14 protein-coding genes are annotated in these 14,515 nt (G+C 43.1%); 7 read left to right on the top strand and 7 right to left on the bottom strand.

Annotation, left to right across the window (positions count from 1 at the left end):
* Positions 1-359 precede the first annotated feature (359 nt).
* Both I2484_RS00070 and I2484_RS00065 read right to left on the bottom strand, forming a co-directional pair.
* Positions 360-1,286, bottom strand: a complete 927-nt coding sequence (locus I2484_RS00070; protein WP_207149000.1) for an alpha/beta hydrolase — start codon at positions 1,284-1,286, stop codon at positions 360-362.
* 15 nt (positions 1,287-1,301) lie between these two features.
* Positions 1,302-2,204 (bottom strand): hydroxymethylglutaryl-CoA lyase, encoded by a 903-nt coding sequence (locus tag I2484_RS00065; protein ID WP_207148999.1) that lies wholly within the window; start codon positions 2,202-2,204, stop codon positions 1,302-1,304.
* A 76-nt stretch (positions 2,205-2,280) separates the two neighbouring features.
* On the opposite strand from I2484_RS00065, the gene I2484_RS00060 reads away from it, so the two are divergent.
* Complete coding sequence (locus I2484_RS00060) at positions 2,281-3,465, top strand: acetyl-CoA C-acetyltransferase (RefSeq protein ID WP_207148998.1); 1,185 nt, start codon at positions 2,281-2,283, stop codon at positions 3,463-3,465.
* A gap of 19 nt (positions 3,466-3,484) precedes the next feature.
* Positions 3,485-3,736, top strand: a complete 252-nt coding sequence (locus tag I2484_RS00055; protein ID WP_207148997.1) for a YqkE family protein — start codon at positions 3,485-3,487, stop codon at positions 3,734-3,736.
* Here the strand turns inward: I2484_RS00055 and I2484_RS00050 are convergent.
* The 4 genes from I2484_RS00050 to I2484_RS00035 form a co-directional block, all read right to left on the bottom strand.
* Positions 3,702-3,974, bottom strand: a complete 273-nt coding sequence (locus tag I2484_RS00050) for a hypothetical protein (protein ID WP_207148996.1) — start codon at positions 3,972-3,974, stop codon at positions 3,702-3,704. The genes I2484_RS00055 and I2484_RS00050 overlap by 35 nt on opposite strands.
* On the bottom strand, positions 3,971-4,243 hold the full coding sequence (locus tag I2484_RS00045; protein WP_207148995.1) for an alpha/beta-type small acid-soluble spore protein: 273 nt from the start codon (positions 4,241-4,243) through the stop codon (positions 3,971-3,973). The genes I2484_RS00050 and I2484_RS00045 overlap by 4 nt, the downstream gene beginning before the upstream one ends.
* Positions 4,244-4,327: 84 nt before the next feature.
* On the bottom strand, positions 4,328-5,020 hold the full coding sequence (locus I2484_RS00040; protein WP_207148994.1) for a response regulator transcription factor: 693 nt from the start codon (positions 5,018-5,020) through the stop codon (positions 4,328-4,330).
* Complete coding sequence (locus tag I2484_RS00035) at positions 5,013-7,724, bottom strand: sensor histidine kinase (protein WP_207148993.1); 2,712 nt, start codon at positions 7,722-7,724, stop codon at positions 5,013-5,015. The genes I2484_RS00040 and I2484_RS00035 overlap by 8 nt, the downstream gene beginning before the upstream one ends.
* 265 nt (positions 7,725-7,989) lie before the next feature.
* Here I2484_RS00035 and I2484_RS21910 point away from each other — a divergent pair, with 265 nt between their 5' ends.
* The 4 genes from I2484_RS21910 to kdpC are packed head-to-tail and all read left to right on the top strand — an operon-like array spanning position 7,990 to position 12,519.
* The gene (locus tag I2484_RS21910; RefSeq protein WP_207149288.1) at positions 7,990-8,064 is read left to right on the top strand and encodes a potassium-transporting ATPase subunit F; all 75 of its coding nucleotides are present in this window, start codon (positions 7,990-7,992) and stop codon (positions 8,062-8,064) included.
* Between the two features lie 26 nt (positions 8,065-8,090).
* Positions 8,091-9,785, top strand: coding sequence for a potassium-transporting ATPase subunit KdpA (gene kdpA / locus I2484_RS00025; protein WP_207148992.1), 1,695 nt, complete (start codon positions 8,091-8,093; stop codon positions 9,783-9,785).
* A 15-nt stretch (positions 9,786-9,800) separates the two neighbouring features.
* A complete protein-coding gene (gene kdpB / locus I2484_RS00020; protein ID WP_207148991.1) occupies positions 9,801-11,867 on the top strand; it encodes a potassium-transporting ATPase subunit KdpB in 2,067 nt (688 codons plus the stop codon).
* A 13-nt stretch (positions 11,868-11,880) separates the two neighbouring features.
* The gene (kdpC, locus tag I2484_RS00015) at positions 11,881-12,519 is read left to right on the top strand and encodes a potassium-transporting ATPase subunit KdpC (protein ID WP_207148990.1); all 639 of its coding nucleotides are present in this window, start codon (positions 11,881-11,883) and stop codon (positions 12,517-12,519) included.
* Between the two features lie 823 nt (positions 12,520-13,342).
* Here kdpC and I2484_RS00010 read toward each other — a convergent pair.
* Positions 13,343-13,627 (bottom strand): hypothetical protein, encoded by a 285-nt coding sequence (locus I2484_RS00010; protein WP_207148989.1) that lies wholly within the window; start codon positions 13,625-13,627, stop codon positions 13,343-13,345.
* 631 nt (positions 13,628-14,258) lie between these two features.
* Here I2484_RS00010 and I2484_RS00005 point away from each other — a divergent pair.
* Positions 14,259-14,515: DUF5082 domain-containing protein (locus I2484_RS00005; RefSeq protein WP_207148988.1), on the top strand; the 257-nt coding region annotated here is incomplete at its 3' end.

Raw genomic sequence — 14,515 nt, 5'->3', positions numbered from 1 at the left:
GTATATGTTGGTCGTGTGTCGTTAATCCTCGGTCGGCGTGGGATATGATTGGTCGTGAGTAGTTAATGCTTGGTTGGCGTGGGATATGATTGGTCGTGTGTCGTTAATGCTCGGTTGGTATGGTATATGATCGGTCGTGTGCCGTTAATGCTCGGTTGGCATAAGATATGATTGGCTGTGGATAGTTAATGATCGGTTCGCATAGGATAAAATTGATAGCGGGGCATTTATGATCAGTAGCAAGGTATTTACGTTTGGTCACGCAAAAAAAGTTAAACAAAAACCCCAAATCTCGGATCTTTTTTCAAAGTGTCCGAAATTCGGGGTGCAGTTCAATCGTTCATAGCGGGCGTTTTTCTTCAATCTCTAAATCCGAATCTGCCCAAAAATTCCTGTACTGTTTTTTCGTATTGAACCGGATTATCATTGAACGACTTTGCGTGGGCACCTTTATTAAAAAGAATCAACATTTTGTCGCCTAGCTTTGCTTCGTACAATTCCACTGTCATATAAGGAAGGATGAAATCGTCTTCCAAACTATGGATGAAAAGAACCGGTTTAGTGATGTTTCTGACGACTTCCCGCGGAGAGACAAGGTTTAGGGTATAGCCATCGCGCATTTTGAGAAAGACGTTGGCAATACGTAGAGCCATCGATGACCGAATAGGCGTATTTTTCCGTAGAATATGAAGAATCTGCTCGGAGAAATCCGAAAACGGGCAATCGACAATATGAAAATTTGCTTCATCCTTAAATGTTCCCGCATATAATATCGTTGTTGCGGCACCCATGGATTCGCCGTGGATACCGAGCAAAGCTCGTTTTCCGATCCGTTCCCGTACGGCACGGACAATCACTTGTAAGTCAATCTTTTCATAATAACCAAAACTCGTCGTCTTTCCTCCTGAATCACCATGTCGTCGATGATCATAGATGACAGAATTAAATCCAAGTCGTTCAAAAAGACGGGCATATTTCATCGAATTTATTTTATTTTCCGTTACTCCGTGGCAGATAATCACAGTTTTTGCGGTTTCAAGTGGTTTCAGAAATACAGCTTTCAATAAATAACCATTTGGTGACTCAATCCACATATCATCTTTGCGCACCTTTTCATACCAATGTTCGTCAAACCGTTTCGAAATAATTTCGCGTTCTAAAATAAAGTTGGAATCCTTCAACTTCAAAAACATCAGTCTATTCGTTGCGAGAAATCCGAAAATGCTCAGTAACGCTGTAACAATGCTAGAAATCACACCGGTTATATAAAGAACGCGCCGTTTCAAACCACTCAACTCCTTTTACGGTTGATTGTTTTCGAACAATCTATACATACCTGTATCAATTGGCCGTGACACATGCGGCGCAATCACTTGGACTGCTTGACAAACTTTTTTCACATCAACACCGGTATCAATGCCAAGCTTATCGAGCATGTTGACAACATCTTCTGTCGCGACATTACCTGTTGCGCCAGGTGCGAACGGACAGCCGCCGAGGCCGCCTGCAGAGGTATCAAACCGGTTGATACCTGCTTGAAGCGCAGCAAAAATATTTGCGATAGCCATTTTTTGCGTATCGTGGAAATGAGCTGTCAACAGTACGTCTGGAAATTCCTCTTTCAACGTCTTGAACAACTCATAACTTTCACGGGGATTCGCCTTCCCAATCGTATCCGCGACACTAAGTTCGTTCGCACCCATGGCGACAAATCGTTTACAAAGTGCGACGACATCCTCTATCTCTATCTTCCCTTCATACGGACAATAAAACGCAGTTGAAATACAAGCCCGTATAAAAACGTCATTTATTTTTAATTTCGCAAAGACGGGCTGAAGCGCATCGATGCTTTCAGCGGTTGTTCGGTTAATGTTTTTTTTGTTAAATGTATTGCTCACCCCAACGAACACGGCAATACTGGTCGCACCAGCTTCAATTGCAAGCTCGGCACCTTTGTCATTCGGTGCAAGGACGAATTGCCTGCCGACCTTTTTTGACTTTTCTACAATCGTTTTTGCATCCGCCATTTGCGGCACCCATTTCGGTGATACAAACGAAGTAAGCTCCATTTCTTGAATGCCTGCCCCTTGTAAAGCCTCAATAAATGCTAGCTTATCATTTTCATTGACATGTTTCTTTTCGTTTTGAAGCCCATCGCGTGGACCAACCTCGATTATTGTGACGTTGTTTGGTAAAATGAACATATCATCCCTCCTCTAGTATATTGTAATGAAGGGATGCATATACAGGCAACTTAAATAAGGGAATGGGGGAAAAGAAATGTCGAAAGAAGTCGTAATTATCAGTGCGGTTCGTTCTGCTATCGGATCGTTCCTTGGTTCATTGAAAGATATACCGGCAACAGATCTTGGGGCGACAGTTATCAAAGAGGCATTAAAACGTGCAGGTGTGGCACCAGAGAGCGTTGACGAAGTGATCATGGGGAATGTCCTACAAGCGGGATTAGGTCAAAATCCGGCACGACAAGCGGCAATGAAAGCGGGACTACCTGAAACCGTTCCTGCTCTGACAATTAACAAAGTATGCGGTTCTGGATTAAAAGCTGTGCATCTTGCACGTCAAGCAATTATTGCAGGAGATGCGGATATTATAGTTGCAGGCGGTATGGAAAATATGAGCCAAGCCCCTTACATAATGAAAGATGGCCGAGAAGGCTTTAAAATGGGGGACCAAAAAATTATCGACAGTATGATTTCAGATGGACTATGGTGTGCATTCAATGATTACCATATGGGCATCACGGCAGAAAATCTCTGTGATCGTTATTCAATTACACGTGAAGAGCAAGATACATTTTCTGCTACATCGCAGGAAAAAGCAGCGGCAGCAATTGAAGCCGGAACTTTCAAAGAAGAAATCGTTGCGATTGAAATCCCGCAGCGTAAAGGTGACCCTATTATTTTCGATCAAGACGAATACGTCAAAGTCGGAACAACTGCAGAAAAGCTCGGTAAACTTCGACCGGCATTCAAAAAAGATGGCAGTGTAACTGCAGGGAATGCTTCGGGCATTAACGACGGTGCGGCAGCATTTGTCATCATGTCGAAAGAAAAAGCTGACGAGCTAGGCTTAACGCCACTCGCAACAATCGTAGCAAATGGTAATGCAGGCGTGGATCCTTCCGTTATGGGTCTAGGACCTGTGGAAGCGGTTAAAAAGGCACTGACTAAAGCAAATATGCAACTATCGGAAATCGATTTGATTGAAGCGAACGAAGCATTTGCAGCACAGTCTATCGCGGTCGGAAAAGAACTGGAATTTGACGCATCAAAACTTAACGTCAACGGCGGCGCAATTGCACTTGGCCATCCAATCGGGGCTAGCGGGGCACGCATCCTAGTGACGCTTCTTCACGAAATGAAACGTCGTGATGTGAAATCCGGACTTGCTACGCTGTGCATCGGTGGGGGACAAGGGGTCGCAACCATTGTTACACGACCATGAACGAAAGTAGGTGAAATAAATGGCGAAAAAACGTAAACAGTCTGTACCACAGCCGAAAAAAAGAGACAACGAAGGATCTGTATATTCAGATGCACTTGACGATGATATTCTTGAGAAATTGAAGGCGGCAAAAAAGGCATTGTCAGCTGTTGAAGAGTCGAAAGAAGAAGAACGTCAAGAGCAACTTCGCCTTGAACGCAAAGAACGTGAGAAAAACAAAAGTTTTGGGGAACTTCTCAAAGAGTTCGGCGAAACTGGATCGAAGTTTTAAAACTTAGCACCGGCTGCAACTTAGCTGGTGCTTTTCTAAGTGCACTTTTCCCGAAGTGTCCAACCATTGTACGAAAGTGTCCAACCAACGCAGTGGAGTGTCCAACCATTGTACGAAAGTGTCCAACCATTGTACGAAAGTGTCCAACCATTGTACGAAAGTATCCAACCAACACGGCAAATCGTCCAACAAATAAAAAACGCTGCCCCACAAGTTGCGGGACAAGCGTTATTTTCATTTCTTCGCCATTTGTTGTTGAGCCATTCTCACCATTTCTTTCACCATATTACCACCGATTGGGCCGCCAATTTTCCCCGCCTGTTCCGACGTTAGTTTTCCGTTATAGCCTTTCGACAGTGGAATACCTAGTTCATTCGCAATTTCATATTTCACGTTATTGGGATTATCAGCATTTACGTTGTATCCTTGTGCTTTCATGACATCAGCTTTAAGGCGATCTAATCCTTTACGTGCACCTGGAACTAAAATTCTATTCTTGCTAGCCATTTTATCTCCTCCTTCAAGCAGTAGTGTTTCCAAAATGTGAAAAATCACAACTACAAACTGGAAAAATATAAATACTTATTAGGATTAGTACCGCAACATCCGATAGCCAACGCGCACATGTGTCTGGATATACTTTGGATCCGCGGGGGACACTTCAATTTTCTTGCGTAACGTCGCCATAAATACACGCAGGCTTGGCACGTCGGATTGCGACACTTGCTCCCATACTTCCTTCAATAGAAAATTATGCGTCAGTACTTTGCCGACATGTTTGGATAGCACGACCAATAACTTATATTCAATCGGTGTCAAATGTATTTCCTGGCCACGCACAAACACTGTATTCGCTAAATAATCGATTCGTAAATCGCCGTTCTCGAACACGGGTTGCTCCTTTTCCAAATTGCGATCGCTCGAAATTCGCCTAAACGCTACGCGAATACGTGCCAGTAGCTCATCGACGCTGAACGGTTTCGTTACGTAATCATCGGCTCCGGCATCGAGTGCGTTTATTTTATCAGTATCCTCGCCGCGTGCACTCACAACGATAATCGGAGTTTGCGACCAGCTGCGTACTTTATGGATAACGTCAATGCCATCCATATCCGGTAGGCCAAGATCTAGAATAATGACAGCAGGTTGCATCGATAGAACTCTTTGCAACGCGGTTTTACCGTCTGATGCAATTTCATAGTCATAATTCTGCATTGTCAATGTCATTTTGATCAAGTTTGCGATAGCCACATCATCTTCAACTACTAAAATTCGATTATTCATCGATGCTGATATCTCCCTTTTTAAGCATAAAACTAAAAATGGTGCCTGATGGCTCATTGTCTGCCACTGTCAGTTCGCTACCATGTACGTTTAAGATCGTCTGGCACAATGCTAAGCCGAGTCCAAGACCCCGTCGGCTGTCACTGCGGTGAATTTTGCCCGTCGTAAACGGCTCGAAAAGTCGGGCTTTTAGCTTATCATCAATGCCAGGACCGTTATCCGTGATGCGGATATGCACGTAACTACCCGTTTCCTGCGCAGTAAGGCTAATCTCACTGCCAGCCGGTGTGTATGTCAGCGCATTGTCGATAATATTAATAATCACTTGAATAATGAGCCGTGCATCCATCACTGCGAATAACAACTCCGGCTCGACATGGCAAGAAATTCTATGCGTATTGTCATTGCGCACCACATGTAATAGTGCTTCCTGCATAATATCTTCCACAATTTCTGGTTGCATTTCAATCGCAAGTTGCCCATCATCCAGCCTTGATACAGCGAGCAGATTTTCCACCATTTGCACAAGCCATTTCGAGTTGCTGTAAATATCGCGGTAAAGCTGGAGTTTCTGTGTGTCGTTAAGTTGTTCCGAGCTCGTCAACAAAATATCAGCATTCCCTGAAATGCTTGTCAGCGGCGTCCTTAAATCATGTGAAATTGCACGCAAAAGATTTGCTCTCATCTGCTCAAGCTCTGCTTCTCGCGTGACTTCCTCATTCGATTTCTGTAAATACCATTTATCAAGCGCAAATGAAAAATCGTTCATGATGGCGTGCAAAATATTTCGTTCAAACGCCGGCAATGGTGCTTCTTTCGTCAGTGCGATACCAATAACACCCTTCACATTGCCGCCCGAGATGACTGGTAAATAGTACCCGTTCGCTTCAGGGAAGGTATCTGTTGACACGCCTGCCACATGCTTATTATTTGCAACCCATGTTACCACGCCACGCTCGTTCGCATTGTCAAACAGTGCTTCGAGCTCTTTGTTTTCCGAATTAATCAGGGCATTTGACGGGAAAAATACTGAACGCACAATTAGTTCATTCGCGATTTCAAAAAAATCAACGGGCTTTTCGACTAGTTTGACAATTTGGGACATGCCCTCAGTGATGATTTCCTCAAGAGACTTCGCATGCTGCAATTTCCGATTCGTTTCAAGTAATACTTCCGTTCGATATGACTTACGAACCGCTCCAATTGCCTGCGCCTTCACTTTCCGCGTCAGACTACTTGTGATGAACCCGGAAACAAACATGATTAAAAACGTCATCGCGTAGTCTCGGTGATACGCTTCGAACGTAAAACGTGGTTCAGTGAATAGAAAGTTGAACAACAGTACCGCCACTAGGGAACTGATCATGCTTACCACCCAGCCAGTTGACCACATGGCAAGTACCAACACGCCTAAAATATAAATGGTGATGATATTCGCTTCACTTACGCCGACCGTTGAAAAAAACAGCCCGATTGCGGATGCAAAGCCAAACACGGCTGACATTTTCAACAAGTCATTCCAATTAAACGTTAAGTATGGTCTTACACGGGGGAAGCGAATCGGTTCGTTTTGTTGATCAGCTACAATATGCATCGTCAAATTCGGCACGTAGTCATTAATACGGTCTGCGATTTTGGGATTTGGCCGCCACCACTGCTTTGTCACCGCGGATCTCCCAATAACGAGACTTGTCACACCGCTCATCCTTGCATAATTGGCAAGGGCCGCAGCCACATCGTCCTCCTGCACAGTCACTACATGGCCGCCGAGCTGCTCTGTCAGTTTAATATGCTGTTGCAGCCGTTCGGAATGCACTTCGTCGCCATTAGTCATGTCCTCTTTTTGTACATAAAGTGCCGTGAATTTACCATGTAGAGCGTGTGCCAATCGCGCTGCCGAACGTATAACTTTTGCGTTCGTCGGCGAACTACTGATACCGACCAATACATGATCTTCCACCTGGGCGTTGTTGCACCGCGAATCGCTCTCATGCACTTTTTGAAAATAAATCGTGTCTGCTGTGCGACGTAGCGCGATTTCTCGGAGCGCCACCAGATTCGGCTTGCGGAAAAAATGGTCCATTGCGTTTTCAATCTGTGCCGGTCTATATATTTTACCTTCTAGTAAACGTTGAATTAAATCATCCGGTTCAATATCGACAAGCTTGATTTGCGATGCATTGTCGATCAAATAATCCGGAATGCGCTCGCGTACGTTCACACCAGTAATCTCTTCAACCAAATCGTGGAGACTTTCAATATGCTGAATATTGACGGTCGAATAGACATGGATTCCTTTCGCTAGCAATTCCTCAACATCGCCAAATCGCTTTAAATGGCGCATCGTCGGTACATTTGTATGTGCCAGCTCATCAATCAACACAATCGCGGGCTTTCGTTCAAGTACCGCGTCGATATCAAGTTCTTCAAAGGTCTTTCTTTTATAAGCTATTTTTTTTGGTGGTATTATTTCAAGCCCATTAAGTAAGGCTGCTGTTTCTGGTCGGGCATGTGGTTCGACATAACCGATGACCACATCCATACCGAGCTTTTTTGCTCTGTGAGCGGCGTCAAGCATGGCATATGTTTTACCAACTCCTGCTGCATATCCGAGAAATAGTTTTAGCTTGCCTAGCCCTACCTCTATTTCCTGTTGTTTAATCTTCGCTAAAATGGCTTCCGGACTCGGACGTAAGTCTTCCATTAGTCTTCACCTCTCTTTTATTATAGCGCCAACTACCATTAAGGCAGTATTAAGATTGATATCTTAATACTGCCTTCATACAATTCGTATTTCTCTAACACTACGTTAATTTGAAAACAATTATGATGGGAATAACCAATAGATGGAAAGGGTGATAGATGTGATGGATGTTTATATGGTTGGTTTACTAGTCATAAGTTTTGCTAGTCTTTATGGCTTGACGGTCTGGTGTTACAAGCAAGTCAACAACTAGGGAGGAATTTTTATGTGGATAGAAATAGGCATTGTGAGTGCGTTGTTTGTTTATTTAGGTCATGCATTGCTTTATCCAGAAAAATAGTAAGAAGCCAATAGGGGGTAACGGAAATGTGGCAAATCGCCTTAGTACTACTAGTATATTTACCGCTTGTCATTGGTATAGGTCATTATTTGTATCACGTGACGATGCAGAAAAAGACATGGCTTGATCCGGTAATGGACCGAATAGACACTATCATCTTCAAATTTTCGGGCGTTAAGCGGGTTGATATGACGGGTAAGCAATATGTGCTGGCGCTCATTCTTTCAAATGCCATTATGGTATTCATTGGCTACGTTATTTTGCGCATTCAGTCGGTATTATCTTTCAACCCGAATGATATTGGTAATATGGAAGCGACGTTGTCATTCAATACGATTGTTTCTTTTATAACCAATACGAATCTGCAGCATTACAGCGGTGAGTCAGGGTTAAGTTACTTGGCCCAGATGCTTGTCATCACGTTCATGATGTTTACATCTGCGGCGACCGGTTATGCGGCCTGCATGGCATTTTGTCGTCGTTTAGTGGCGAAAACAGATACACTCGGCAATTTCTTTGTGGACATTGTACGCGTGACAACACGTATATTGCTGCCGATTTCTTTTATTGTAGCGATGATTTTAGTCGTCCAGGGAACGCCGCAAACTTTTAACGCGAACGAAACTGCACAGACAATAGAAGGCAAAATGCAGGATATTGCGCTTGGGCCTGTCGCCTCGCTCGAGTCAATCAAACACGTCGGTACGAACGGAGGCGGTTATTACGGCGCCAACTCAACAACTCCGTTTGAAAATCCAACTGTGATTTCAAACATTGTTGAAATACTATCCATGATGCTGTTGCCTGGCGCATGTGTTGTGGCATTCGGCTTAATGGTCGCATCACGGCGTAAGAAAGTACTATTCGGTAAACAAGGAATGGTCATTTTTGCAGGAATGGGTATTCTGTTCCTCATCGGCTTGGTCACGTGTTACATGGCTGAACGTGCGGGCAATCCGATTATAGACACGCTCGGCATCACGCAGGATCTTGGCAGTATGGAAGGGAAGGAGATGCGCTTTGGTGTTGCGCAATCCGCTTTATTCACAGTTGTGACGACGGCCTTCACGACCGGAACCGTCAATAATATGCATGATACCTTAACGCCGCTTGGTGGTATGGTGGCGATGTTTAACATGATGCTAAATGTTGTCTTCGGCGGCAAGGGAGTCGGTTTGATGAACATGATGATGTATGTCTTACTGACTATTTTCATTGCCTGTTTGATGATCGGACGCACACCGCAGTTTTTAGGCAAGAAAATTGAAGAAAAAGAAATGAAATTAATCGCACTTTGTATTTTAATCCACCCGGCAATCATTTTGGTGTTCTCAGCAATTGCTGTAACGACCGTCGCTGGAATTGCGGGTATCACAAATCCGGGTGCGCATGGCTTATCGCAAGTTCTGTATGAATATGCCTCTTCCTCGGCGAATAATGGTTCCGGTTTTGAAGGGTTAGCCGATAATTCGACATATTGGAATGTGACGACGGGTCTTGCGATGTTCTTTGGCCGCTATTTAGCGATTATTATCCAACTGACCATTGCATCACTACTTGCTACTAAATTATGGCACAGTGAAACGGTGGGGACATTGAAAACAGACAACGCAATGTTCACATTCATGCTTGTCGCAGTCGTGCTGATGATTGGTGCATTGACATTCTTACCCGCTTTAGCACTCGGTCCAATAACAGAACACTTACAAATACGTTCTTGACGAGGAGAGACAACAATGGAAACTGCATCAAAAAAAAGTTTTATAACGCGTGATATACTAAAAAGCTCTATAATAGGAGCCTTTAAGAAATTAAATCCAGTCTTTATGATAAAAAACCCTGTGATGTTCGTAGTTGAAATTGGGTTCATATTTGTACTCGTGTTAACTTTTTTCCCGAATATGTTGGACGATGGCGGAGATCGACATGCGCGTCTCTATAATGCGATAGTCGCTTCGATATTACTCGTCACAATTCTATTCGCGAACTTTGCCGAAGCCATAGCGGAAGGTCGTGGTAAAGCTCAAGTGCAAACACTTAAGAAAACAAAAACTAGCACAGAGGCACGCATGTTGCTTGCTGACGGCACGCTGGTCATGAAACAGGCCGAAGAACTTAAAAAGGGCGATATTGTGTTAGTTCGGGCTGGTGAAATCATCCCGAACGACGGCGAAGTGATTGAAGGGATTGCAACCGTCGATGAATCGGCAATTACCGGTGAATCGGCCCCTGTAGTGAAAGAGCGCGGTGGTGACTTTTCATCGGTTACAGGCGGTACTACTGTGACAAGTGATTGGTTGAAAATCGAAATTACTTCTCTACCAGGCGAATCATTCCTCGACAAAATGATTGCGCTTATTGAAGGAGCGAGCCGTAAAAGAACACCGAATGAAATTGCATTAAACACCTTATTAGTCAGTTTAACGATTATTTTTTTACTAGTGGTCGTGACGCTATATCCAATGACTACCTATCTACATGTTGATATTCCGATAGCGACGCTAATTGCGTTGATCGTCTGTTTGATCCCAACGACAATTGGTGGATTGTTGTCAGCAATTGGTATTGCCGGTATGGACCGCGTTACACAGTTCAACGTTATCGCCATGTCAGGAAAAGCTGTTGAAGCGTGTGGAGATGTCGATACATTGATTTTGGATAAAACCGGAACCATCACCTATGGGAACCGTCAGGCATCAGAATTTTCGCCGGTACAAGGCGTTGCTAGTGAAACACTAATACGTGCTGCATGGTTAAGTTCATTAACAGACGACACGCCTGAAGGGAAATCGATTTTATCACTTGCGCGTACATTAAACGTCAATGATGCCGATGAAAAAACGATTACCGAGACGAGTAAACATATTTCATTTACAGCTCAGACACGCATGAGTGGGTTGGATATGAAAAATGGCCCGGAAATTCGTAAAGGCGCGTATGATTCGATGAAAAATAGAAGTATCGCTGCCGGTCAAGTTATCCCAAAAGACTTGGAGGGGCTTGTGAATCGAGTATCATCACTTGGCGGTACACCGTTAGTCGTGACGGAAGATGATAAAATACTTGGCGTCATTTATTTAAAGGATGTCGTGAAATCTGGCTTAAAAGAACGATTCGAACAGTTACGTGCAATGGGCATTAAAACGATTATGTGTACAGGTGACAATCCGCTTACAGCGGCCACAATCGCAAAAGAAGCAGGCGTGGACAGCTTTGTCGCTGAAAGCAAACCAGAAGATAAAATTAATTTAATCAAAGCAGAGCAGGCATTAGGGAAAATTGTAGCGATGACTGGGGACGGTACGAATGATGCACCTGCACTTGCTCAGGCAAATGTCGGATTGGCAATGAACTCCGGGACAAACGCGGCGAAGGAAGCCGCGAATATGGTCGACTTGGACTCGAACCCAACGAAAATCATTGAAGTTGTAGAAATTGGAAAGCAATTATTGATGACAAGGGGTGCCTTAACGACATTTAGTATCGCAAACGACGTGGCGAAATATTTCGCAATCATTCCGGCGATGCTAATGGTGGCAGTCCCCGAAATGAGCGCACTGAACGTCATGCAGTTGAACTCGCCGACGAGTGCGATCATTTCAGCGTTACTATTTAACGCGATCATCATCCCGTTACTAATACCAATTGCACTAAAAGGTGTTCACTATAAACCGATGAGCACAGAGAAATTATTAAAGAGAAACTTGCTACATTTCGGGCTTGGTGGTGTCATAGCGCCCTTTATAGGGATAAAATTGCTCGATTTAATGACAGGGCCTATTTTAACTATGATGGGTCTATAGGAGGAAGAGTACTATGAGAGGGTTTTTCGAATACACCAAACAAGCACTGCTGGTTACGTTTTCGTTACTCGTTATATGTGGCTTAATCTACCCATTTGCAGTCACTGGGGTAGCTCAAGCATTATTCAATCACCAGGCAAACGGCAGTTTAATCGAAGCGGATGGTAAGATTGTCGGATCTAAAAATTTGGGGCAGGCATTCACTGACCCTATGTATTTCTCAGGACGCGTATCTGCGGTGAATTACAATGTCTATTCGAAAGAAGATACCGTACCGGATGTGAATGGCGAAACAACATACGGCGGTGTCAGTTCGGGGACATTCAACTATGCACCGTCCAATCCTGAACTGAAAAAACGAATTGAAGCGGATATTGTGAAGTTTTTAGATGCTAATCCGGGTGTAAAGCGTGCGCAGATTCCAGCTGACTTGATGACCGCCTCGGGATCGGGTCTTGATCCGCATATCAGCATTGAGGCTGCGTACATTCAAGTGAAACGCGTAGCACAATCAAGTGGATTGTCTGTAGATGAAGTGAATGAAATTGTCCTAGCAAACACCGAGAGCCGCGTGTTAGGTGTGCTCGGAGAAGATAAAATCAATGTCTTGGGTGCTAACTTAGACATATACCAAAAAATGAAGGAGAAATGAGGGACATATATTGAATGATTCCATTGAATAATGCTCCGGCGCTTAGGGGATGCTTTTCGCCTTAAGCTAGGTAGCTTCGCCTATCCCTGTAAGGTGCCTACGCCGGGTTCGATAATTCAAAACATTTTATAGATGGTACCCGCCGCGTCTCTACTTAGTCTGTTTTGCGCGGTGGGTCACACTACCTGTATACACAAAGAAAAAGCATGACCCTCAAACTAAGAGGGTCATGCTTTTTCAATTACCCGATAAAAACGGGTTGCACTCGGAAAATTTGATGGTTTTTTCAATTACACAAACTGTTCTTCCTGACGAATAATAATGTAACGCTCGTCAATGCAGTTTGATAGGGCTGACTCAATTAGCCATTTCGGCCATGCAGTCGCAAGATGGTTGGTACGCGATCCGCTCTTTTGAGCTCAGTCTTCAAGTTGCACTTCCACAAAAAACATAATGCTTACTGCTTGGTTAACACATAGAGATTGGAACCTTATTGCACGGTTCTTAAAAAAGTGTACCTATCGCCAGCAAAGCAAATTTTCCGCCAAGGCTGTGCAGTTCATCGTCAGAATCATTTGTAGGTTACTCGTCTACTAAGTTCATCCTCCGGTAGTTCCGCCTTGTAATCTAACTATACCCGCGCTGAATTAAGATAAACCTCTTTTTTTAATAAAACTTTAAAACCTTTTAGTACTTGATGATTATCCGGGTGAGTTGAATAATGAAGGCATCTACTACGGTGTACATTTTTAATCAGTGTGATTCTGCTCAGAATAGGCTCCATATAGCTTTTCATTAACTAAAGCGGATTAGTTAAAGAAGATTAACTAAGCAATCTGCCAATAAGGATAATGTAAACTAATAACACCAACAAGCCTGTTGAGAAAATTATGGTAAATATACTTCTAGCCATTGCTTTCCATTCCCTTACATCCTTTAAGCCGATAACTCCAAGAAAAAACGCTATCAACGTTATGCCTAAAACAATATCTAAAGGATGGGCCCCTATGATTTGTGTAAGAAAACTTGGGAATTTTGCAAATGATACTATGAAGAATAGAAGGATACAACATAAAGAAAGAATAAAGGACCATAAATTAATATTCATTTTCATTCCACCCTTTTCTTAAAATCCTGTTCAACTAACCTGGGAAAATTGTTTAATATTCCGTCTTCTGTATTGATAATACGTTCTTTACTATAAAAAGGTTCCTTGTAATGTTCTGTTTCAAAAAAGGTATGTTATAGATTCCCGCATGTACTATTATTTTTTGATTCTACCTAAGATGAATCAAAAGTCATGAAGTCGGACTTTTATTCGGAATTTTCTATTATAATAGTCGCGAATTCATAGATTTAAGGTGAGAAGTAGGTGTAATAAAACATGAAATAATCATAAGTGATAGTAGACACAGGGATAATAGTACTAAGGGAACCACATGTCGTTTTGGATATATTTGACAACGTGGAGGTTGGGATGCTATTTATAGTATCAATGACTGATTTCCATATTATTCGCGATTAATAATATAAAGGAGAATTAGTGTGAGGAAATTACGGATAGTTATTCCTCGATAGCTCATAGATTTGATGATGTTCCATAAATCGTTGCAGCGAAAAATGAATATAAAAATCTTCACAACCTTTTATCGGAATTCATCAAAGTTTCTGGTGTAAGTAACCGGTAAGTCATTGTGGGGTAAATGTGAGGTAAATAAAAAAGGCAGGGGGAATGAGGATTGCTTGGCTATTACTATGCATTATTGAGTAAGAAGGAAGGGGAGGTTGCACGTCTTAATGCGTGTCAATCCTCACTAAGCGAAAAACAGCAGCAATTCACTATGAATGAACACAAATGTTTGGAACCAGAACTTTCAGCCACGACTTGGCATGGTAAACATGCCACTGATTTTCAAGCTATTCGTGAAGGGGGAATTCACACAGCTTATTTGGAGATTGCAGGTGCTCAATTCGCGAACGTATATAGTGCAATTGC

It is taken from the genome of Sporosarcina sp. E16_8, assembly GCF_017347095.1.
Classification (GTDB): domain Bacteria; phylum Bacillota; class Bacilli; order Bacillales_A; family Planococcaceae; genus Sporosarcina.
The sequence above is the reverse complement of the archived record's forward strand: the minus strand, read 5'-3'. Positions and strand labels throughout refer to the sequence as shown.